This window comes from Thalassotalea coralli, from assembly GCF_055786205.1.
The window spans coordinates 90329-109980 of the sequence record NZ_JBVVBK010000007.1 but is presented as its reverse complement, the minus strand read 5'-3'; the positions used below and the strand labels follow the sequence as shown (position 1 = coordinate 109980).

At 40.7% G+C, this 19652-nt stretch carries 22 protein-coding genes; 9 read left to right on the top strand and 13 right to left on the bottom strand.

Going from position 1 to position 19652, the window contains the following annotated elements; all coding sequences use genetic code 11:
* Positions 1-97 precede the first annotated feature (97 nt).
* From ACOB80_RS17115 to ACOB80_RS17095, 5 genes are read right to left on the bottom strand one after another with little or no spacing between them, the layout of a single operon-like run.
* Positions 98-1408, bottom strand: a complete 1311-nt coding sequence (locus ACOB80_RS17115; protein ID WP_473167077.1) for a sensor histidine kinase — start codon at positions 1406-1408, stop codon at positions 98-100.
* The gene (locus ACOB80_RS17110) at positions 1408-2781 is read right to left on the bottom strand and encodes a sigma-54-dependent transcriptional regulator (RefSeq protein WP_473167076.1); all 1374 of its coding nucleotides are present in this window, start codon (positions 2779-2781) and stop codon (positions 1408-1410) included. Before ACOB80_RS17110 ends, ACOB80_RS17115 begins: the two co-directional genes overlap by 1 nt.
* 53 nt (positions 2782-2834) lie before the next feature.
* Entirely contained in the window at positions 2835-5252 is a 2418-nt protein-coding gene (locus tag ACOB80_RS17105) for an ADOP family duplicated permease (protein ID WP_473167075.1), read from the bottom strand.
* 9 nt (positions 5253-5261) lie between these two features.
* Positions 5262-5966 (bottom strand): ABC transporter ATP-binding protein, encoded by a 705-nt coding sequence (locus tag ACOB80_RS17100; protein ID WP_473167074.1) that lies wholly within the window; start codon positions 5964-5966, stop codon positions 5262-5264.
* A gap of 9 nt (positions 5967-5975) precedes the next feature.
* Positions 5976-7232: an efflux RND transporter periplasmic adaptor subunit gene (locus ACOB80_RS17095; RefSeq protein ID WP_473167073.1), complete on the bottom strand. Its 1257-nt coding sequence runs from the start codon at positions 7230-7232 to the stop codon at positions 5976-5978.
* A 272-nt stretch (positions 7233-7504) separates the two neighbouring features.
* Between ACOB80_RS17095 and ACOB80_RS17090 the strand changes: the two genes are divergently transcribed.
* From ACOB80_RS17090 to ACOB80_RS17060, 7 genes are all read left to right on the top strand, one after another.
* On the top strand, positions 7505-7918 hold the full coding sequence (locus ACOB80_RS17090; protein ID WP_473167072.1) for a nuclear transport factor 2 family protein: 414 nt from the start codon (positions 7505-7507) through the stop codon (positions 7916-7918).
* Between the two features lie 387 nt (positions 7919-8305).
* Positions 8306-8722: a hypothetical protein gene (locus ACOB80_RS17085; protein ID WP_473167071.1), complete on the top strand. Its 417-nt coding sequence runs from the start codon at positions 8306-8308 to the stop codon at positions 8720-8722.
* 112 nt (positions 8723-8834) lie between these two features.
* Positions 8835-9209 (top strand): hypothetical protein, encoded by a 375-nt coding sequence (locus ACOB80_RS17080; protein WP_473167070.1) that lies wholly within the window; start codon positions 8835-8837, stop codon positions 9207-9209.
* 117 nt (positions 9210-9326) lie between these two features.
* A complete protein-coding gene (locus ACOB80_RS17075; protein ID WP_473167069.1) occupies positions 9327-9608 on the top strand; it encodes a DUF7710 domain-containing protein in 282 nt (93 codons plus the stop codon).
* 122 nt (positions 9609-9730) lie between these two features.
* Positions 9731-10159 carry a GNAT family N-acetyltransferase gene (locus tag ACOB80_RS17070; RefSeq protein WP_473167068.1) on the top strand — a complete coding sequence of 143 codons (429 nt, stop codon included), beginning with the start codon at positions 9731-9733 and terminating at the stop codon, positions 10157-10159.
* Between the two features lie 485 nt (positions 10160-10644).
* On the top strand, positions 10645-11106 hold the full coding sequence (locus tag ACOB80_RS17065) for a carboxymuconolactone decarboxylase family protein (RefSeq protein WP_473167067.1): 462 nt from the start codon (positions 10645-10647) through the stop codon (positions 11104-11106).
* 331 nt (positions 11107-11437) lie between these two features.
* The gene (locus tag ACOB80_RS17060) at positions 11438-11863 is read left to right on the top strand and encodes a helix-turn-helix domain-containing protein (protein WP_473167066.1); all 426 of its coding nucleotides are present in this window, start codon (positions 11438-11440) and stop codon (positions 11861-11863) included.
* Between the two features lie 41 nt (positions 11864-11904).
* Here the strand turns inward: ACOB80_RS17060 and ACOB80_RS17055 are convergent, their stop codons facing one another.
* The 5 genes from ACOB80_RS17055 to ACOB80_RS17035 all read right to left on the bottom strand — a co-directional run bounded on the left by ACOB80_RS17055 (position 11905) and on the right by ACOB80_RS17035 (position 15425).
* Positions 11905-12384, bottom strand: coding sequence for a hypothetical protein (locus ACOB80_RS17055; RefSeq protein ID WP_473167065.1), 480 nt, complete (start codon positions 12382-12384; stop codon positions 11905-11907).
* Between the two features lie 118 nt (positions 12385-12502).
* Positions 12503-12943, bottom strand: coding sequence for a hypothetical protein (locus ACOB80_RS17050; protein ID WP_473167064.1), 441 nt, complete (start codon positions 12941-12943; stop codon positions 12503-12505).
* Between the two features lies 1 nt (position 12944).
* Positions 12945-13451: an RNA polymerase sigma factor gene (locus ACOB80_RS17045; RefSeq protein ID WP_473167063.1), complete on the bottom strand. Its 507-nt coding sequence runs from the start codon at positions 13449-13451 to the stop codon at positions 12945-12947.
* On the bottom strand, positions 13451-14632 hold the full coding sequence (locus ACOB80_RS17040) for a serine hydrolase domain-containing protein (RefSeq protein ID WP_473167062.1): 1182 nt from the start codon (positions 14630-14632) through the stop codon (positions 13451-13453). Before ACOB80_RS17040 ends, ACOB80_RS17045 begins: the two co-directional genes overlap by 1 nt.
* Before the next feature lie 16 nt (positions 14633-14648).
* On the bottom strand, positions 14649-15425 hold the full coding sequence (locus tag ACOB80_RS17035; RefSeq protein ID WP_473167061.1) for an ankyrin repeat domain-containing protein: 777 nt from the start codon (positions 15423-15425) through the stop codon (positions 14649-14651).
* Positions 15426-15750: 325 nt separating this feature from the next.
* Here ACOB80_RS17035 and ACOB80_RS17030 point away from each other — a divergent pair, with 325 nt between their 5' ends.
* Both ACOB80_RS17030 and ACOB80_RS17025 read left to right on the top strand, forming a co-directional pair.
* Positions 15751-17520 (top strand): OPT family oligopeptide transporter, encoded by a 1770-nt coding sequence (locus ACOB80_RS17030; protein ID WP_473167060.1) that lies wholly within the window; start codon positions 15751-15753, stop codon positions 17518-17520.
* Between the two features lie 11 nt (positions 17521-17531).
* Positions 17532-18065, top strand: coding sequence for a hypothetical protein (locus ACOB80_RS17025; RefSeq protein ID WP_473167059.1), 534 nt, complete (start codon positions 17532-17534; stop codon positions 18063-18065).
* Between the two features lie 172 nt (positions 18066-18237).
* Here the strand turns inward: ACOB80_RS17025 and ACOB80_RS17020 are convergent, their stop codons facing one another.
* The 3 genes from ACOB80_RS17020 to ACOB80_RS17010 form a co-directional block, all read right to left on the bottom strand.
* Positions 18238-18438, bottom strand: coding sequence for a tautomerase family protein (locus ACOB80_RS17020; protein WP_473167058.1), 201 nt, complete (start codon positions 18436-18438; stop codon positions 18238-18240).
* Between the two features lie 83 nt (positions 18439-18521).
* On the bottom strand, positions 18522-18941 hold the full coding sequence (locus tag ACOB80_RS17015; protein ID WP_473167057.1) for a nuclear transport factor 2 family protein: 420 nt from the start codon (positions 18939-18941) through the stop codon (positions 18522-18524).
* Between the two features lie 20 nt (positions 18942-18961).
* Positions 18962-19567, bottom strand: a complete 606-nt coding sequence (locus tag ACOB80_RS17010; RefSeq protein WP_473167056.1) for a glutathione S-transferase family protein — start codon at positions 19565-19567, stop codon at positions 18962-18964.
* Between the last annotated feature and the right edge of the window lie 85 nt (positions 19568-19652).

Here is a 19652-nt window from a genome sequence, read left to right as displayed (position 1 = left end):
AACGCACTTAAGCGTCGAGAATTTATTAACGAATAAAATAACTATAGCTTGAGAGTCGTAGATGGGGAAAACGGTCGACAAATTCAAGTGTTAACGATTAAGCTACCGGTAAAGGAAAAGAAATTTCGGCACAGCATCCACCGTCAGCGACACTAGAAAGAGAAATATCTCCGCCATGGGCTTCCACTATTTGACGACACAAAACTAGCCCAATACCAGAGCCTTTTTCTTTGGTGGAGTAAAAAGGAATGAACAAGTTATCTAGGTTGCTAATACCCGGCCCATTATCAATCAATTGAATTTTTACTCTTTCAGCACTTAATTCACTGGAAACAACAACCTTGTCGCCCGCTTCAAGGCCATTTTTAATCAAGTTTATTAACACCTGCTCTAACATTGTCGGGTCAAAATAGAGGTTTATATCATCCAGTTCAGCGTTATTGAACACGTGGTTTTTCTCAAATAACTGCATAACTTTTTCCACCACTGGCGATACAGCAAGGAACTGTTTTCTTGGCTCAGGCAATTTGGCGACTTTTGCATAACGCTTAATAAACTCATTTAAACGCTCGCTGCGCTCACTAATGATAGATAAACCTTGATTAACATCGTCTAGCCAATCGTCTGCTAGTGGCTGCTGGTTAACAACAGACTGTAATGTTTGGCTTAAAGAAGACACCGGATATAACGAATTATTCACCTCATGACTTATAACCCGCATGATGTTTTTCCACGCTTTTAACTCTTCGTTTCTAAGTACCTGCTTCACATCATTAATAAACAGTAACTGACGCTGTTCGCCACCCTCTCGATAGGTATCTAAACGAATTTGCCATCGCCCTCGTGCGCCTGGAAATTCCCGTTCGATGACTTGTGTTTCTTTGCTAAAAAGATCCAGTGACAAGCCAACTTGAGTCGCGGCTTTACCTACTAGTTTAATTGAAGCACTTGCCATAAGCCGCTCTGCGGCAGGGTTTACGAGCTTAATTTTTTCATCGCCATCAAAAGCAAATATAGCGACGTTAATTTCTTTGATCGCTTTATCTAACAGGCGGTACGCTTCTTCCGAGGCGAGTCTTTGCAATCGTAACGACTCCGCCAGCTGGTTAATTTGTTGGACAAGTTCGGCAAGTGGATCGTCTTTGGCATTTGCGACACCACGTAAGCTAAAATCCCCTTGATGAATCGCTTCTACTAGATTTGTTAAGGTATGCAATTGAAAGTTAATTTGGCTTTTTACCGCTAACGAAAAACCAGCCACAGTTAACAGAAGCAATAAAGAGCACAGTAGCTTGCCATAATGAGAAATATCCGTTTGCCACAACAAAAAAATAGCAACGACTAAGCTAGGTAGTGCCGCTAAGGCGACATAAATAAATATTTTCGACGCGTATTGATGGCTTGCCATTACAAATCAAATTTCTCTAAACGACGATAAAAAGCACTCTTACTATAACCAAGCGACAACGCCGCTTGCTTGGCATTACCTTGGTATTTTCGCATCACCAAGGCAATCAATTTTTTCTCTGCTTGCTCCATGGTAAGTTCTGCCCAATCATCATCACTTGACGTAGCTGAGCTTGCTAAAGAGTTTGCTCGTAACATTAAATCTTTTTCTTCTATTTCAGCGCTAGCCGACAATAAAACAGCGCGTTCAATAACATGATTAAGTTCGCGAATATTACCGGGCCAATCATAAGCGACAAGTGCTTGTTCCGCCGATACAGAAAAAGTCTTATCGATGTTCGCCTTCTTAACATACTTTGCTAAAAAACTATTGGCTAAAGGCAAAATATCTTCTTGGCGCTCAGCGAGTGTGGGTAGGTATATTTCGATACTATTTAGTCTGAATAACAAGTCTTTTCGAAATTCACCACGTTGCTCCATTGCTTGCAAGTCGCCATTGGTAGCACTGATCACTCTAACGTCAGCCGATTGCGTTTGACTAGAACCTAATTTTTCAAACTCACCACTTTCTAGTACGCGCAACAACTTCGCTTGTTGAGACAGCGGAATATTGGCAATTTCATCCATAAACAAAGTGCCGTGATCGGCTAACTCTATTCTACCTAAGCGAGTTTGTTTCGCGTCAGTAAAAGAGCCTTTAACATGACCAAATAACTCAGATTCAAACACTTGCTCATTTATCGCCCCCATGTTCACATTGACCAAGTTTGCTTCAGCGCGAGCAGAATGTTGGTGGATCAATTCAGCTAACAAGCTTTTACCTGTGCCATTTTCACCTGTAATTAAAATATTAATGTTAGTGTCAGCAACGCGATTAACAATATCCATTACTTGCTGCATCGCTTTCGATTCACATACCCAGGTTTCTGGCCATTTACTTTTTCGCGAAATTTGCTGCTCGTTTGCTAAAAGCTGAGAGCTCTTTAGACTTTTACTAAGTTGAATAAGGTTTTTAATGGTAATTAACAATCGATTGTTGTCACACGGTTTTTCGACGAAATCATTCGCCCCTAGTTGCATCGCTTTAACGGCTAATTCAATCGTCCCCCACCCTGTCATCACAACGATAGGAACAAACTCGTCTTGTTGACGAATGGTAGAAATAAGTTGTAAACCTTCTTCGCCTGAGGTGGTGTCGAGATGATAATTTAGATCTATTAATAACAGAGAAAAAGCTTGCTGTTTAATAGCCTGTTCTACTTCAGCAGGAGAGCTAGCCGTTTTGCAGTCAAAGCCTTCGCTTTTCAGTTGTATTTTAAGCGCAGCTAATATGGATGGGTCGTCATCAGCAATTAATATCGATTCTTTTTTCATATCTTAGTCACCCATGAGTCAATACTCGCTCATGGGTGTTATTTTGTCCTTTTTTATTCGTACCTTAATGCACTGTTTGGTTCAACACGCAGTGTTTTTAGCGCAGGAATAATGGTTGCCGTTAATGTTGTTAGCGCAATGGTTAACAGTACAGTAGCGCAAACCATTGGGAAATAACCAGATAAATTCATCATATTTCCAGATATAACTTTTATTCCCATGTAACCAACCGATGCGCCTGCTAAACCGCCAATCGCAAACATCCAGCCTGATTGTTTCGCCAATAGTTGATAAATATGGCTATCAGGCGCGCCAAGTGCTCTTCTTACACCAAACTCTTGGGTGCGTCGTGTCACGTTTTGACTCATCACTCCATAGATACCAGCTGAAGCAAGTAACAGTGACAAGACACCAAATATGATAAACAAGTGTCCAACAAACTGCATGCCCATCACCCGACGGTATAACCTTTCTTCTAGTGGAAGTATGGCAAATAACGGAATGTTCGCATCGATTTTACCCGCCACTTCCCTTAGCATTTGTTGATAGCTGTATGGGTCACCTTGTACTTTTAATGCAATGTTTTGCCAGCGATAAGCCAATTGCGAGTTAGGTACATATACCGCAGGCTTGATAAATGCATCACCAAAAGGCTGGGCATGAACAACATGGTCTACAACACCAACAATAGTGCGCCATTTTCGCTTGTCATCATTAGGTCTCACCTTAATACGCTTACCGATTGCCGAGCTGTCAGGAAAGAATTTCTTAGCAAAGGTGCTAGAGACAATAATCACTTGTTGGCTATCTTCTGTGTCACGCTCATCAAAATAACGGCCTTCCAGTAAAGGAACCGACAACACTGAGAAATAACTGTCGTGTACCGTTAAGAACATAGAACGATTGCTGTTGCCTTTGGTGGTTTCAAAGCCTTCTACTTTAATAGGCTCTCTGCCCGATGTTCTGCCTGGTAGCGCAGAGCCAATAGTTACGTCTATCACACCTTCTTGCTGTTTCAAGGCTGTTAGCAGTTTATTGTGAAATTGACGACGGCTTTCTTGCTCTAAATATTGTTCAGTATCAAGCATAAATGTTGCCGCAAGAATGCCGCTACTGTCGGCACCATAGTCAGCTTCTATCGCTTTATTCACGCCAAAGATAAGCGCACCAGCAACAATTAACACCGAGCAAGATAAAAAGATTTCAGCGCTGATCAATACCTTACTCATTTTGCCTGCTTTTTTACCTAATGCGCCACGGGTACCATCTCTTAATACTTGGTTCACATCAGCATCAGATGATTTTAACACCGGAAACAATGCAATTAATAACGCCGAGCCTAAAACAATCCAAAGTGCGGCAAATAGCTCTTCCCCGCCTAAGGTAAATGTCCACCATGGTGCAACCCAACCGCCCATTTTCATAAAAACAGGTTTAGTTGCTTCTAATGCCCAGCCTGCGCCAAGAACACCAAAGACACCACCAATGATACAAATCACTAAGGTTTCTAATAACATTTGACGAACAATACGATATTTAGGTGCGCCCAACGCCGTTCTAATTGCTAGTTCTTTACTGCGCTCACTCGCTCTTGCCAACATTAAGTTAGCAACATTGACCACCACAAGAATAAGGACAAATAAAGTGGCGCCCATCATCATATAAACAATGGTCATGGAGTTATCCATCATCATTTTGACTGGCGTTCGAGCGAATATGCCAACAGAGCCATTGGTTTCAGGATAAGTTTTCGAGATTTCACTGGCATAACCTTTTAGCTCGCTAACCGCACTGCTAAGAGAAACACCTTCTTTAAGGCGAGCTGCAACACTTACCCGCCAGCCTTGACCCGGTTTTTGTGACTCCATGATTTTAAAAGGCAACCAAACATCTTGATTCATTGGGTATGCATAGCCCTCTTTCATTACCCCAATAATGGTTGTTGGTGTGCCATCTAGCTGTGCTTTTTTACCAACAATATTAGCATCACCTTGGAAATAATCTTGCCATAAATTATGGCTAATAATCGCCACGGGTTCGCTACCTTCAAAGGTGTCAGCTTGTTCAAACAATCGACCTTGCCCCAACGAAATATTGCCATCAAATAAGTTAAAGGCTTCTATTTCAAAGTAAGCAGATTCATAACGTTTTGCCGTTGTACCATCCGAAACAATCGTCGAGGCGTGAGTATAAGGTGAAAACACCTCAAAGCTCTTTTGCTGCTTTTTGATAAACTGATAATCGTAGGCGTAAACGCTACCACCGTTTTGCTCAAAGCCATCAACAATGGCATCAATAACCACTAATCTATCGTACTCGGTAATATCAAGCTTTTTGTATGCCAACAAATTACCGATGGCAAACATATAAATCGCTAAACCTAAGCCGACAGAAATCACTAGCAAGGTTAACGCGCTAAATCCTGGCGTTTTCTTTAGCATCCGAAATGCATAATTAAGATCATTAAGCATAGTCAACTCCTAGGCTGCGTTTGAAGTATTGGCTTTGTCTTCCACGATTTGCCCATCGAACAGACTAATGGTTCGCTGTGCTTCGTCAGCGCCGCGCGGATCGTGAGTAACCATACAAATAGTGGTACCTTTTTTATGAAGCTCACTAAGTAACTCCATTACCGTTTGTGCGTTTTTAGAATCTAAATTACCTGTAGGCTCATCGGCTAACAGTAAAGAAGGCGAACCAGATAAAGCACGAGCAATAGCAACACGCTGCTGCTGACCGCCCGAGAGTTGAGAAGGGTAATGTTTTTTACGGTGTGCCATATCAACATCGGCAAGCGCTTTTTCCACGCGGGCTTTAATGTCGTCTTTGCTTAAATCGTTTCTATAGGTCAGTGGTAATTCGACATTTTCATAGACAGTTAAATCGGAAATCAGATTAAACGACTGAAAAACAAACCCTATTTCTTTGTTTCTAACACTGGCGCGTTGTGCTTTCGAAAGGCCAGTAACTTCATGGCCATTAATTTGATATTGACCCGAAGTGGCGACATCTAATAACCCTATCAATGACAATAGTGTTGATTTGCCGCAACCTGAAGGGCCTGTGATCGCTAAGTATTCCCCTTCATGAATAGCTAAATTGATATTTGATAAGGCTAACGTTTCAACCTCTTCCGTCGCAAACGTTTTTGAAAGTTGTTTAAGTTCGATAATCGGTTTATTCATGACACTATCCTAGTTTATTAATATGGTTTTAAAATCAGTCCAATCACTGGTGTCAGAAATAATGATCCGTTCACCTGGTGCTAAGCCTGACAAAATTTGAATTTGATTGGTAGAGGTTTTACCTACTTTCACGGCAACGCGCTCTGCATAGCCCGAGTCATTGACCTTAAAAAGGGTATTCATGCTGTTGTGTTTCACAAAGGCTGGGCGAGAAGCGTGCAAGGTATTGGTGATATCCGCAATAATAATCTCACCAACAACACTAAGCTCTGGGCGCGCATTTGAGGTTAGTTCGCCTGTTAATTTGATGTCTACTTGTACATTGCCATTAACAACACCCGGATCGATACGAGTAACAACGCCTTCAATGGTGCCACTTCGGGTATCTATAGAAGCCACTTGATTTAACGCAACTTCTCCTGATAGTAATTCCGGAATTTGTACTTCCGCCATCAGGCTATTGGGATCAGCAATCTTCGCGACATTAGTGCCTATGTTGACTTGCTCCCCCACCTCTAATGAAGACTCTTGTACTATGCCGTCCATCGATGCATAAATGGTGAGGTTTTTTACCTGATGCTCTGCGCGAAGTAGCATATTGTGCAGACGATTAACTTCCGCTTTTTTAGCGATTAACTGCGCACTGGCATTTTCAATGTTCTTAGCAGCTATCGCTTGCTCTATCTGCCAACTTCTTAATAACTGTTCCATATTAAGCTGTGTTTTTTGATGCTCTACTTTTGACACCACACCGCTTGCTTGTTCAAGCAAGGTTTTCTCAGCTTTGAATTGCAACTGAGCACTTTGATAAGCAAACTCTGCTCGAGTAACACGCGCTTCTTGATTTAACTTTTCCGCCTCTAAACTCACTTGTAAGGCATTAAGTTGTGCTAACTGTGCTTCGTAAGACCAACGCGTTTCATCGGCAAGCTGCTTAAGTTCAGGATTAGAAAGCAGTACTATCGCCTCGCCTTTTGTCACTTTAGCGCCAGCTTTTACATTCACTTGTTCAACGCGACCCACCACTTGGCTTGCCAACCATTTAAAATCATCAGGTACTAATAAACCGTTACCTGAGACTTTCACCGCCATTGGCCCTTGATCAATCGTTGCTATCATCACGCGTTCTTTATCGATGGCAAAATCAACGTCTTTTTGCAGCGCAGAAACAACCAAGGCGCTACCTAAAGCAGCCGACATTAATCCCCACGTTAAGGCTTTCTTGTTTATCCAGGTACTTTTAGGTTTTGATTTAACAATATCCATAAAGCTCTTCATTCATTAATCGGTTTCTTTGTATAGAGCAGGATCAATACCAAAACGGCAACTCACTGTTTTACAAGAAAAAAACCTTAAATCCTGGAATCTCAAAACAGGGCTATTCCCGTCAGGGGGAAGGATTTTTTCCCACTGATGGGAAAAATAAAAATGTATACCGTCATAAAATGTGACAAATAAACGGGTACTCATTGCGAACATGGCGCTACAATCATAAAGTCGCAAAGAACAACAATAAGCAGTAACAACAAGGAAAAACCATGAGAAAAATCATCCTGCTCACAGCACTTATTTGCAGTTTATCTTTTAACGCTTTCGCCTCTAGCTCAGACAGAGCAGCTGTTGTAGAAGCTGTCGAAAATTTTTATATCGGTGACAAAACCGGCTCGAAAGCTCACCGCATCAAATCTATGCACCCAGACGGCGCCTACCGCTATGTGAACAAAAAAGGTAAATACGTTGAGTACAAATTTGTCCTTAATGAAGGAAATGCCGACACCTCTTACGATCACGAACTACTCAGCATCGACATTTACGACAATGTCGCTTTAGCAAAACTTCGCTTAGAAAAGAAAAAATCTGGTGAACCTGAATACAAAATTATGCAGTTACATAAAGAAGATGGTAAGTGGTTAATTACCACAATTTCGTGGGGGTTTTCGGTTATTCAATAATTGGGGTATTTCCCCAATTTATTCCGCAATATTTCTTTACGACATTGACTGGATTTTTATCCAGTTATAATGATAGAAGTAAGATTTATCAACAAACGGCTCGTTATGTTAGATGTTAACTGGCTCGGTTTCTCCAGAGTAACCCTGCTAAGTTGTTGTTTTTATACCTCTATATAAAAATCATTATATACATAACGCGCCATTTTCATTCTCGTTAAATAAAATTCTCGGTTTCTCCAAGCCAATATCACGTTGAAGATTGTATAAATTGTTGCTAACGTACTAAAAATATTAAATAAAAATTAGCGTGTAGTGACTAGATACAAAGTATTGTATTTGGAGTTAATGAGAATTCACGCTAATACGCTGTTATATGTACGTAGATTTATGGATAAACTTTCGAAAATACATTTAGGATTGTTTCTACTAATACTTGTTATTTCCATACTATTTAGTTGGTCTTTTAAATATGATGAAAGAGCAAATTTAAAACTATCAAACAGCGAAATTTTATGTCATGAATCTAAAAGTAAATCTAGAGCTTACTTTTTAAAAGAAGATCAAAGGTACTATATAGGCTCAACTTACGAATCATGCGAGCAAGTTCAGAAAGAAATGGCGAATAAAGATATCCGTGCCAAATATCTAGTAAAAAATAATTCGATAGTTGAGTTGGAAATTGATGGTAAATTACTTAAAAATGACGCCCCAATAAAGAATGTATATGTAGGCATTTTTGTCGCAATAATAGTATTCAGTTTAATTAAAAAGCCAGTCGATGTATTGGTTAAAAAGTACATATAACAAGCTGTTTAAGCACGGGACTGCTAAAGTTTGGCTCGGTTTCGCTTCGCTAAACATTTTAGCCAAACATTATCAGCCCCTTAACAGGGCGTTATAAGGCCACTGAATTATCGTGAAATATTTAATGCTGTTAGGCATATTTTTAATCTCATCTTTTGCAAATGCCAATGAATGTAAGTCGTGGGAATTTGCAGCATTGTCCTATACGTCTAGCATTAAAAATTTGGGTGATGAAAAGGAAGTGTACAGCTATTTTGTAATGTTTCACCCTCCTGGGGAGCAGGAAATCTGGCAAGATAATAAATTGAAAATGGGCTTTTCAAACAAAACTCTAAAAGAATACTTTAATATAAAGTCTTTGCACCATATCGCTATCCTCAACTCACTAGGTAACATGGGTTGGGAAGCGTACGGTTATGATATAAATAGACCTACTAAATCTGATACTACCCAGAGGTGGCAATTTAAAAGGTGTAAGGCCTTATAACAAGCGCATCAAGAGGAGGACACAAAACAGCTTGGCTTGTGCTCGTACCTCGCAAAACTATAGCCAAGCATTTTGGTCCGCTTATGCGGGCGTTATATACCCTCGGGAGTTTAGTGAATGGAATCAGTCTGGATATTCAATAAAAACAACGCTGCTTTTTCAGGTGGTGTTTTTAGCGAACTCGATTTGGCTGAAAACTGGATTAAAGAGAATTTACTAACAGGTATTCTTACTAAATACCCACTTGATCAAGGTGTCTTTGACTGGGCACTCGAAAATGATATGCATAATATGAAAGCTGAAAAAGTTGCAGAGAAAAGTAAACAGCCTAATTTCATTGGTGGTTTTACTTCTGCTAGCCAAGAGCACTACCACTATGAAAACGGTATTCGTGCATAAGGTATATAACAAGCCAATTAAGTACGGGACTGCTAAAGCTTGGCTCAGTTCCGCTCCGCTACACAAGTTTAGCCAAGCATTTATCAGCCCCTTATTGGGGCGTTATAAGCACGGAGAGTTTGGTGTCAAATATTCGGATTGCCACTTTAGCTGATTCAAAATCAATTAATTCATTGTCTTTGCATCTTGGCTACGGGTCCACGCCTCAAGAGGTCGCAGACGAAAGGCTAAGGTGTGTACTTAAGTCAACCAATGATAAAGTCTGGGTGTTTGAAGAGTCGGGTATTATCTTAGGTTGGGTACATATCTTCAAAGCTCAGCGTGTTGCATCAGGCATGTTTTATGAAATAGGTGGTTTAGTAGTCGACCCTGAAGCTAGAAATAAAGGTGTTGGTCGCAAGTTGGTTGAGTTTGTGGCTAAAGAATCTGAAACTGAAAATATTGAGCTGAGGGTGAGGTGTAATTCCCAACGTAAGGAAACTCACGAATTTTATAAAAGGCTTGGTTTTTCAAGTAGTAAAACGCAAAGAGTATTTAAAATGTGCTTATAACAAGCACTTCAAGTCGGAACAAAAACAGTTAGCTTTGTTCCGCTTCACTACACAGTTTAGCCAAGCATTTTTCGCCTCTGATTGAGGCGTTATGAAACTCACAGGAAAAAGTGATGGGTAAGTTCATTTTTATAATCAGCATGATACTGATTGTATTATCAGTATCTATGTTTGTGTCAGATTTCCTGCCAGCAGATATCTTTGGGGGCTCTGGCAATGATACTTACCTTAAATCAACTCCGAGTGATTCTTTTTCTTGGGCACATTACAAAATTCACTTATTAATGGTAGGTTTGGTTTTGTTAGGTTTGTCTAAATTTACAAATTTGTTCAGCAAACGGTAAAGTTATATAGCTAGCCAATTAAGCGTGGAACTGCCAAAACCAACTTCCGCTCAAAGCCACTTTGATAAATGTCGAAAATATTCAATACCCCAATTAAATCAACCGTTATCTTATCTTCAACAACTTTTAAGGAGATAAGATATGACTTTACGTGCAAATTACTTTGTTTTAGCATCCAAAGGAATGCAGCTCCTAATGGAGAAGGAGAGCTATTTGCGAGAGCAATTTAGCACTTCAGCAACGGTAACAACTCCAATCTGGGAATTGGTTAAACTAAGAGTATCACAGATGAATCAGTGTGCATTCTGCATTGATATGCACAGCAAAGATGCCGTTCGCCAAGGGGAAACTCACGAACGTATTATTGGTTTAAGTGCATGGCGCGATATGCCTCTATATTCAGAGACAGAAATTGCAGCACTGGATTGGGCAGAATATTTAACCCTTGGTAAGCCAGTTGACGATAAAACCTATCAGAAAGTGTTAAACGCATTAGGTGAGCAGGCTTTAGTTGACTTGACCATTGCCATTAATGCTATCAACAGTTGGAATCGAATTGCCAGAACTTTTATGCCAGAGGTAGGCAGCTATAAACCGCAATAGATCATGTAAAGATGCATTAAACTTTGAGCTGTCTCACCCGTCAGGGCAGCTTTCTGCATTTGTACAAGGAATATGGACTGCATCTGTCATTCAGCAGACTCCGATAAAGAAGCCACTCTATTCAGATGCTGGCAGTGGAATTATTTTTAATCTTGTTGGTGAAGTCACTATAGGTAGTGAAACTCTTCCTGAAGGAGTTATCATCCTTCCAATTAAAAAACGTGCTGAGAATATTATTCTTGGAGCAGGAGCGGAGCTTTCTGGCATTCGCTTCCACCCAGCCATTGGCTATGGTGTCTTAGGGCAGCACTACGATAAGCCAACGCTATTATTGCCTGAACAAGACCTGCTATATAACCTATACGGCATTTATAATGAACTACAGACGCAACAAGACCGCAAGAGGCGTATTGAAACTCTGCACTTGTGGGCAAATAAAAGTCTGAGTTTTACCAAGGTCATTCCGAATTCTTTGGCGCAAGCACTAGAGTGTATTGGACAAGACGAAGCTCCAGGACAGCTCAGCGCCAGTATTGAAGTGAGCCAACGTCACATTGAGCGTACTTTTAACCTCTGGTTGGGGATGACTCCCAAACATTATCAACGCATTTTGAGAGTTAAAAAAACAATCAAATTTTTGCAACAGCATAAGGAGGCAAATTTAGCTGATGTTGCTCAACAATTTGGATTCAGTGATCAAGCTCATATGACAAGGGAATTCCGCACTATTGCATGTATTACACCTGGGAAACTATAGTGACCGATTGGTCTTCATTTTATTCCTCCCTCCATCAATCGCTACACAGCTTTTGTACCAGAAGCCCAATCATATAAGTTAAGTGGCTGAACTGTTTGACGTTGAAATGGAAAGAACAATAAGAATAAACCCAAACAAAAGCTGCCAAAGAGTACACTCATCGAAAAATTCAGCTGTATATTCAAACAAATAAGCATGTAAAGTGCGCAGGTGGATAACAGTGAACGAACCAATAACTTTGATGCACTCCCAGAGGATTTATTGTCTTTAAGGGAGTTATATTCAAGCCTAAAAAGAACATCACCCAAGGTTTGCTTTTTCATTACCGCAATGGCCAATGAGTTAAGTAAAATGTGACCAGCCCAAATGATGGCAACGATAACAAATACGTTATCAATGGGCGTAATTTCTAGAATGACGAAGTGCAGAAATAAGTAACTTATATAAAAGGTACTTAACAGCGAGAGTGTTTGTTTTAGTCGCTGATGCCAAATCTGCTTAACATCTAGTGATTTATTCATTTTATATTCCTTAGATTAATGTTGATTTAAGCAAAACGAAGAAGGCTCAAAGTTCTTGTTACGCCAGCCCCAAATAGTCGCCGAGCTTAGCTTTCCACAGCGGTTACTTAAATGATGCTCACCAATCTCCTGAGCTACGCATTCTATAACGAATAAATGCATAACCAACCCAAGCAGCAGGCATGATGAAGATTAATACTCCAGTTACGACATATTTAGCCCATGCGGCGGCATCAGACTCTTTAACGAACACCATAAATAGAAGTGGCAAAATAAAGGACAGCACACCAGTGATAAATAACCCAGATCTGATGTTTAACAACCATTTGGTTTTTTGCATTGTTTTGAGCTTAACTTCAGGGTCTATGTCCACTGCAACAGCTTGCTGAATCTGCTCTTCTTGGTTTGCTTTTAACTGTTGATAAAGCTTGTTCATTGACGCTGCAAATTTTGGATGTTCTTCAAAATAGGCTTCAATCAACGCACAGCTATCTTCACTGGCGTTACCTTCAAAATACAAAGGTAGCAAATCTACAATAACGTCTTGTTTAATATTCATTTTACTCTCCATAATCAACACTTAACGCTAACTTAACTCGTGCGCGATGCACGCGTATCTTCAAAGTGCTGACTGTCATATCGTAAATGGAAGAGATTTCTTGGTAAGACATCCCTTCGTAAGTTTTCATAATTAAAATGCTTCTATCTGGCTCTTCTAATGTTTGCAGAGCCTTTACTAACTGCAGCGTAGTAGCCTGTATTTCTGCGTCTGTTTCAAGGTCAGCCGAACCGCTATCAACGCTCGCTAAAACCTCTTGTGAAAGACTTAGCATCTCTTTTTTCTTCTTTAGCCCTTGCAAATAAATGTTTCTGGCGATTGTTAACATGTAGCCTTTGACGGTCTGTGCTTTTAACTCAGTGTCAATAGTCCATACTTTAGTAAAGGTTTCAGAAGCAATATCTTGCGCCTCGTCGCGATTTCCCGACAGCCAATAAGAGAAACGAAATACATCGGCATAGTATTTGTCGTAAAGTTCGCTAAATGACACTGCATCAAAAAATGACATTATCGTCCTAGCTCTGGATTTGGCTCTGAATTCAGCTCAATTTGGAGCATGGCCTCTTTAATTTCTTCAATTAAGTGATCTCCCGATGCACTATTGGTGAGAATAACAAAGCCATTGCCGGAGCTTCTATCGCCATGAAACAAAGCACGATAAGAATCATTGGCACCACCATGGTAAAAAGTATCACCCTTGATAACCGGCCCCAATCCATGACGACTATTTGATTGCGCTGTCATCATTTCATCTATGTAGCTCTTCTTTAGAAATGCATTTGCAGGATCTTTTGGCGCATTTAATAGCATCACTAATATTTGTCCTAAGTCTTTTGCAGAAGACCACAATCCAGACGCCGCTTTTTCTGGCATGCTTTCGTAACCTCTAGGTAGCGCCCTAGGTTGCCCATAGCTGTCGTGCGCCTTAGCAATATTGTCAAATGAAGGCGGTAGCGGGTTTTCAAAAGAACTACGCGTCATATGCAAAGGTGTAAACAACAGATTATTCGCTGCGTCTTCAAAGAAAAGCTCGGTTCTTTGCTCAATAATTAACTGTTGAACTGTCGTGCCACCGCCTGAGTAGCGATAACTTTCACCTGGCTTTAACGTCAACCTGACGGGTATATTTTTTGCTGGAGAACGACCATATAGGATATCAATGGTGGTTGGCACTTTTTCATCCGGTAAAAAGTCTCTAAAGCCATGCACATTAAAACCCGCCGTGTGTGACATAATTTGGCGTAGATTAACGCTGTAGTGTTTTCCGTTTAGCGCAGGAACCTGCCAACCAGACAAATACTGATTAATATCATTATCTAACGACAACTTTCCCTGCTGAACTAATCTAAGGCTCATTATTGCCGTAGCAACTTTACTCACTGACCCGACAGAAAACACCGTATTAACATCAACACATTCAGTATTTCCCGTTTGCTTAACACCATACGCTTTAGCCCAAGTCAGTTGACCATTTTCCACTGACGCAATACTTAGCCCTGGCACTCGATAAAGCTTCATTCTCTCTTCAATAGTGCGATAAGCAACTTTTCCTTCAGAGAAAGCTTTCTCAAACTGATTAGCTGTTAAAAGCGACTTCTTGGCTTGCTCTACTTGCCAAACGTTTTCACATTTCGCGACAACATCGACTGAGAAACAGCACATCAGGAAGAAAAGTAACGATTTGTTCATGGTCAGCTCTGCTCGTTTAATTAACTATAGAAGGAAACTTGGCACTTAAAATATCGATGACTTCCTTGTTGTTATTCATCGCCGCAATATCAAACACTGTATGCCCTTTTTTAGTTTTCAGTGTGCCGTCCGCACCCAGTGCGATTAATAACTTTAGTGCATCAACGGCGTTCGCTTCCGCAGCATGGTGAAGTGGCGTATAGCCAGAAAGATTAGTACCGTTAATTTCAGCCCCCGAAATAACTAATAGGGAAATCATGCCTAAATTGCCTTCAATAGCAGCCCAATTTAACGGCTTACGACCGTTCTTACCTGCCATTTTTTTACGAACATCTAACTCATGAATATCTATGCCCTTCTCAATTAACACTTTAGCAGACTTTAAATCATTCATAAGTATCGCATCAGACAGGCCATTTTTTCTGACTTGCTGAGCCGTTGCTTCATATTGAGCCACTAAAAAAGATTTTCGAAAATATTCAAGCTTACCTTTTGGCGTTATCAAGGCAACTTCATTAAAAACCCCAGCTACTTTGTCTGCAAAAGATACAGTAACCGGCGTACCTTTTAAGGTAAATTGATCATCCCCATTGCTTACCAAGGCAAACTTACCTTGCCCTTTTGATTCAGCAAATAACTGGTCGTTGTCTACAGTGACATTAAGCGCTCTTTGACTCATTAAATTAGGCAAAAACTCGCCTGTGTATTGGTCTAATTTGTCTTGCGCATAGCTAAGACTTGTAGCCAACAAAGATGCTAATAAATACACGCTCTTAAATACTTTTCTTCTCACAATTTTTCCTCAATTCTCGTGAAGCTCACAGATATATATTGTGAAAACAGAAAAAGGTTACAAAAAATATAAAACTTTTTATTTTATCTTTAAGAATCAATGTGTAACTAAATGCGACTATGACATTTCCGCAAGGTGGTAAGGTGGTAAACCACAAAGTCGAAGCCTCAAGTCGATAGCGTCAAACCCATAACCGCTGGCAATAGTAACTGCATGACAATTGTTCAATAAAACGCTATGGTAATTGAACTATTTATAATCAAATGGTTCAAATACCGAACAAAAAATAATATTCGGAATAAGAATAATAAAAAGGAGTCACATCATGTCGGAGACTACTCTCGGCAATCGGGAAACCGCTGCCGCCTCGACAGCTTCAGGGCCACTTAGCTATGGTCCCTATCCAGAATTATCCATACACGCCATTCTGGTCGGCTATTTTCTTGGGGTGATCATTGCCATTTCTATTGGCTATGCCTCGCTTAAATTAGGTTTTTCAATTGAAGGCTCAGAGCTCGCAGCAATTTTAGGCTTCGGGATCTTGCGTGGTATTTTAAGACGCCGTTCAATTATCGAAAACAACGTCACACAAACAGTCGCATCAGCCGTTAACGGTGCATCTTCTGGCTTAATGTTCTCAGTTCCCGCTATTTTCATACTCGGCTATGGCTCAGAGCTCAACCCTTATATCGTCACCTTTGGCGCAATTGCTGGGGCATTTTTAGGTATTGCCTTTATTATTCCTTTGCGCAAACAAATGATTGACTTTGAACGCTTAACCTACCCTGGCGGTGTTGCCGTTGCCACCATATTGAAGTCGCCTGGTGCAGGCATCGAAAAAGCAAAACTGCTGGTGGGCGCTATGCTATTTTCTGGGATTGTCCACGTTATCGCCCTCGCAAACGGTGTGCATGACTTACACGTCGGCGACTGGTTCGGTATTCCTGAAGACTTTGCTTACTTAAACTTAATGTTTTACGCGTCATTAATGACCATAGGTGTAGGTTTTATCGCTGGCCGAGGCGGTTTTGCTTTTATTGTTGGTGGTTTTGTTTGTTATTTCTTCTTATCGCCAATGCTAGATATCACAGGTATGTTACCTGTTGACGAGGCAGGAAAAACCATTACCGATGCCAATACATTACGTCTCACCTTATTCCGTCCTACCGGTATCGGCATGTTAATTGGTGGCGCCGTTATAGGAGTTTTATTCGCACTTCCACTAATTCGCTCAGCAATAAAGTCGATGCAAAATAGCGCTAAAGTTGAAAGCGCGATGAGCCGTGACGAAATGCCTATCAAACTGCTTTATGTTGCCATTGTTGGCGCAGCTATCTTATTGATGGTGATGGCATGGACCTCGGCAGAAGGTGTTGGTATTGGCCGTGGTATTGCCATGGGTTTGTTAGGCACTTTATGGATTTGGATGGCGGGTATTATTTTATCGGAAGCCATTGGTCGCACTAACTGGTCACCATTAAGTGGCATGACATTAGTAGCGGTAACTATTTTGATAATGATCACCAGCGGCATGGAAACCACTGGGGCAATTGTGGCTGCAGTTACGGTTGGTGCGGCAACGTGTGTGGCAATGAGCCAGGCAACTGATCTGATGCTGGACATGAAAACCGGCTACCTTGTGGGTGCTACACCACGCATGCAACAACTTGGTCAATTTGCTGGGGCATGGTTAGGCCCTATCGTTATCATTATTTTAATTTATGTTCTACACAGTGCGTTCGGTTTAGGTAGCGACGAGTTACCTGCACCTCAAGGACAAGCGTTAGCGTCTATGGTGCAAGGCATTACCGGTGGTGATGTACCCACTGAAAAATATGTTGCCGGTGCGCTATTAGGCGGATTGCTTTCTGCCATGATGGGTGGTTTAGGTATAACCGTTGGCTTAGGTTTCTACCTACCGTTTAACATTGTGCTTACTTATGCTTTAGGTACCTTACTTCGCGAAATATCTGACAGAAAAATGGGTAGCCATTGGTCCGACAATAAAGGGATCCCTATCGCTGCTGGCTTAATAGTCGGTGAAGCCTTGATAGGTGTCGGTTATGCCGTTGTTAAAATTGCTAGCGCATCATAGGAGAAGTCATCATGATTAATATCGCAAAATTCATCATAGTTGCCGCTTTCTTAGCAGGCGCATTTTTATCTTCTCTTAGCGAAGAAACCGTAAATTGGACCTACTTTGTGCCTGTAATTATTATTGGCGCAATCGGTGTTTACTTGCTGAAATCTGGTGAAAAGGCTGCAGCTCAAGACGACAGCCTTTTAGCGAGTGATAAAGCAACGTTAGAAGCAAGCTTACAAAATATTCTGGCCAACTTGAAAGAGCTCGATGGCCGAAAAGAAAAGGTGCCAACGTATGACATGCGTTTTGAAATCGACAAAATTTTTCGCGAAGACCTAAACAACTTTGCCGATAGTCGAGAAAGTATGAAGCACCTATTTGGCCTACTCGCCTATGCTGACATTATGTCGAGCTTTGCCGCTGGTGAGCGCTACTTAAACCGCGTATGGTCAGCGTCAACTGATGGCTATGTGGATGAAGTACTCACCTATGTGTCTAAAGCACATAGCCAGTTTGAACATGCACTAGAAGAGTGGAAAAAAGCAGAAGCGGCATAGAAAGCAAAACAATTTATATCTACAAGCTTATGTCACGATAAAGCCGCTATAACAGCGGCTTTATTTACTTTAGCAGCTTCGTGAGGTGTATTTTGGGCTAAGTGTATTTCAGTTTAGCTGAGCATTCTTTCTAGGTTTGATACTTTTTATATTTGCTCACTAATTTCGCAAACTAACCTAACTTCCTGAGCTGAGTTACTTGATCAAAACCTATACCCCAGTTGTCAGTATTTACTTCATCAATGACGACAAAAGTCGTTTCTGGCTTTTTGTCTAGTACATCGACCATTAGCTGGGTTGCACCTGCAATTAACGCTTTTTTCTGCTCATTGGTAACCCCCTCATCGGTAACTTTTATATTAATATACGGCATCTATCTCTCCTTTTATTGACTGACTTTTCATACAATTTATTGTGAATAAAGACCTTTTGGTTTCTATATCTAAAACCACCAAATCAATAATCTGCGTACATTTTATTGACGATTAACCATTTTCCGTTTTCTTTTAACAAACCAATAAAGTCGAGATATTCACTACCTAACAATGGGCATATTAGCTTGACCATTGCTTGGCTATTGACGACATCTATCGATATGACTCGGTAACCGAAATTGGCACCATTTACTGCAGGAATATCTCGAGTGGCAACCAAGGATAACCACTCATTTAACGTGCGCCGAATATTGGGTGCTTTTAATACTGTATCGGGGTGGAAAATGGCTTTCAACTTGGTCACATCAGCAAAATGTAGTCCTTCGAAATACATTTGAATGATCTGATTAATGTTGTCTAGATCCTGACTATGAACCTGCAATTTATTCACTGGGTTAACCTTCTTTGACATAGTTTTCGGTGACACAGTTTTAGTTTCCATAGCACTAACCCACTTATCGTCTATGCAGCTACCGCATGTTGCAGTTCAGCTTCCATCGATTGTTGAAAAGATGGCATAGCCATGACACGGTCAATCATGCTTTGCGTTTTAACGCCAATGGTTATATTTGCTGAAAAGAACTGTCCCCAGCGCGAGTAAACAGCAAGTAAAATATCCGCGACAGAAATACTCTCTCCACCTAAAAATGGCTTGTCCGACAATCTGTCTTCTACGATTGTCCATAACTTGCTGATCTTATCTGCCGCGACTTGCTGAAGCATTTCTTTGGTTGATTGATCTTCAACAATTCGCTCCAAAAAGAATAATTTGCTGTAAGCTGGATGGATAGTGGCATTGGCAAACATAATGTTTTCAATAGCCTCTTGCTTGTTGTTTTCCGTGATGAAGTTATTGCTATGCTTGTCGAGTAAATACAGCAGTGTTGCTGCACCTTCACGCATAATTTCATCGCCATTGACAAGAACAGGAACTGTACCTGTTGGATTGATTTTTTCGAAATCTGCTACGCTATTTTTATCAACTAACTCAAAGGATAAATTGAGTTCACGCATCACAACTTGAACTGCTAACGAGCAAGCACCTGGGAAATAATAAAGAGTGTACATAGTGTCCTCCAAAATAAAATTAATTGTCTCTCTCGTGATTTTCTTAACCATCAAATCACCAGTAGAGATAGTGTAGAAGCTTGTT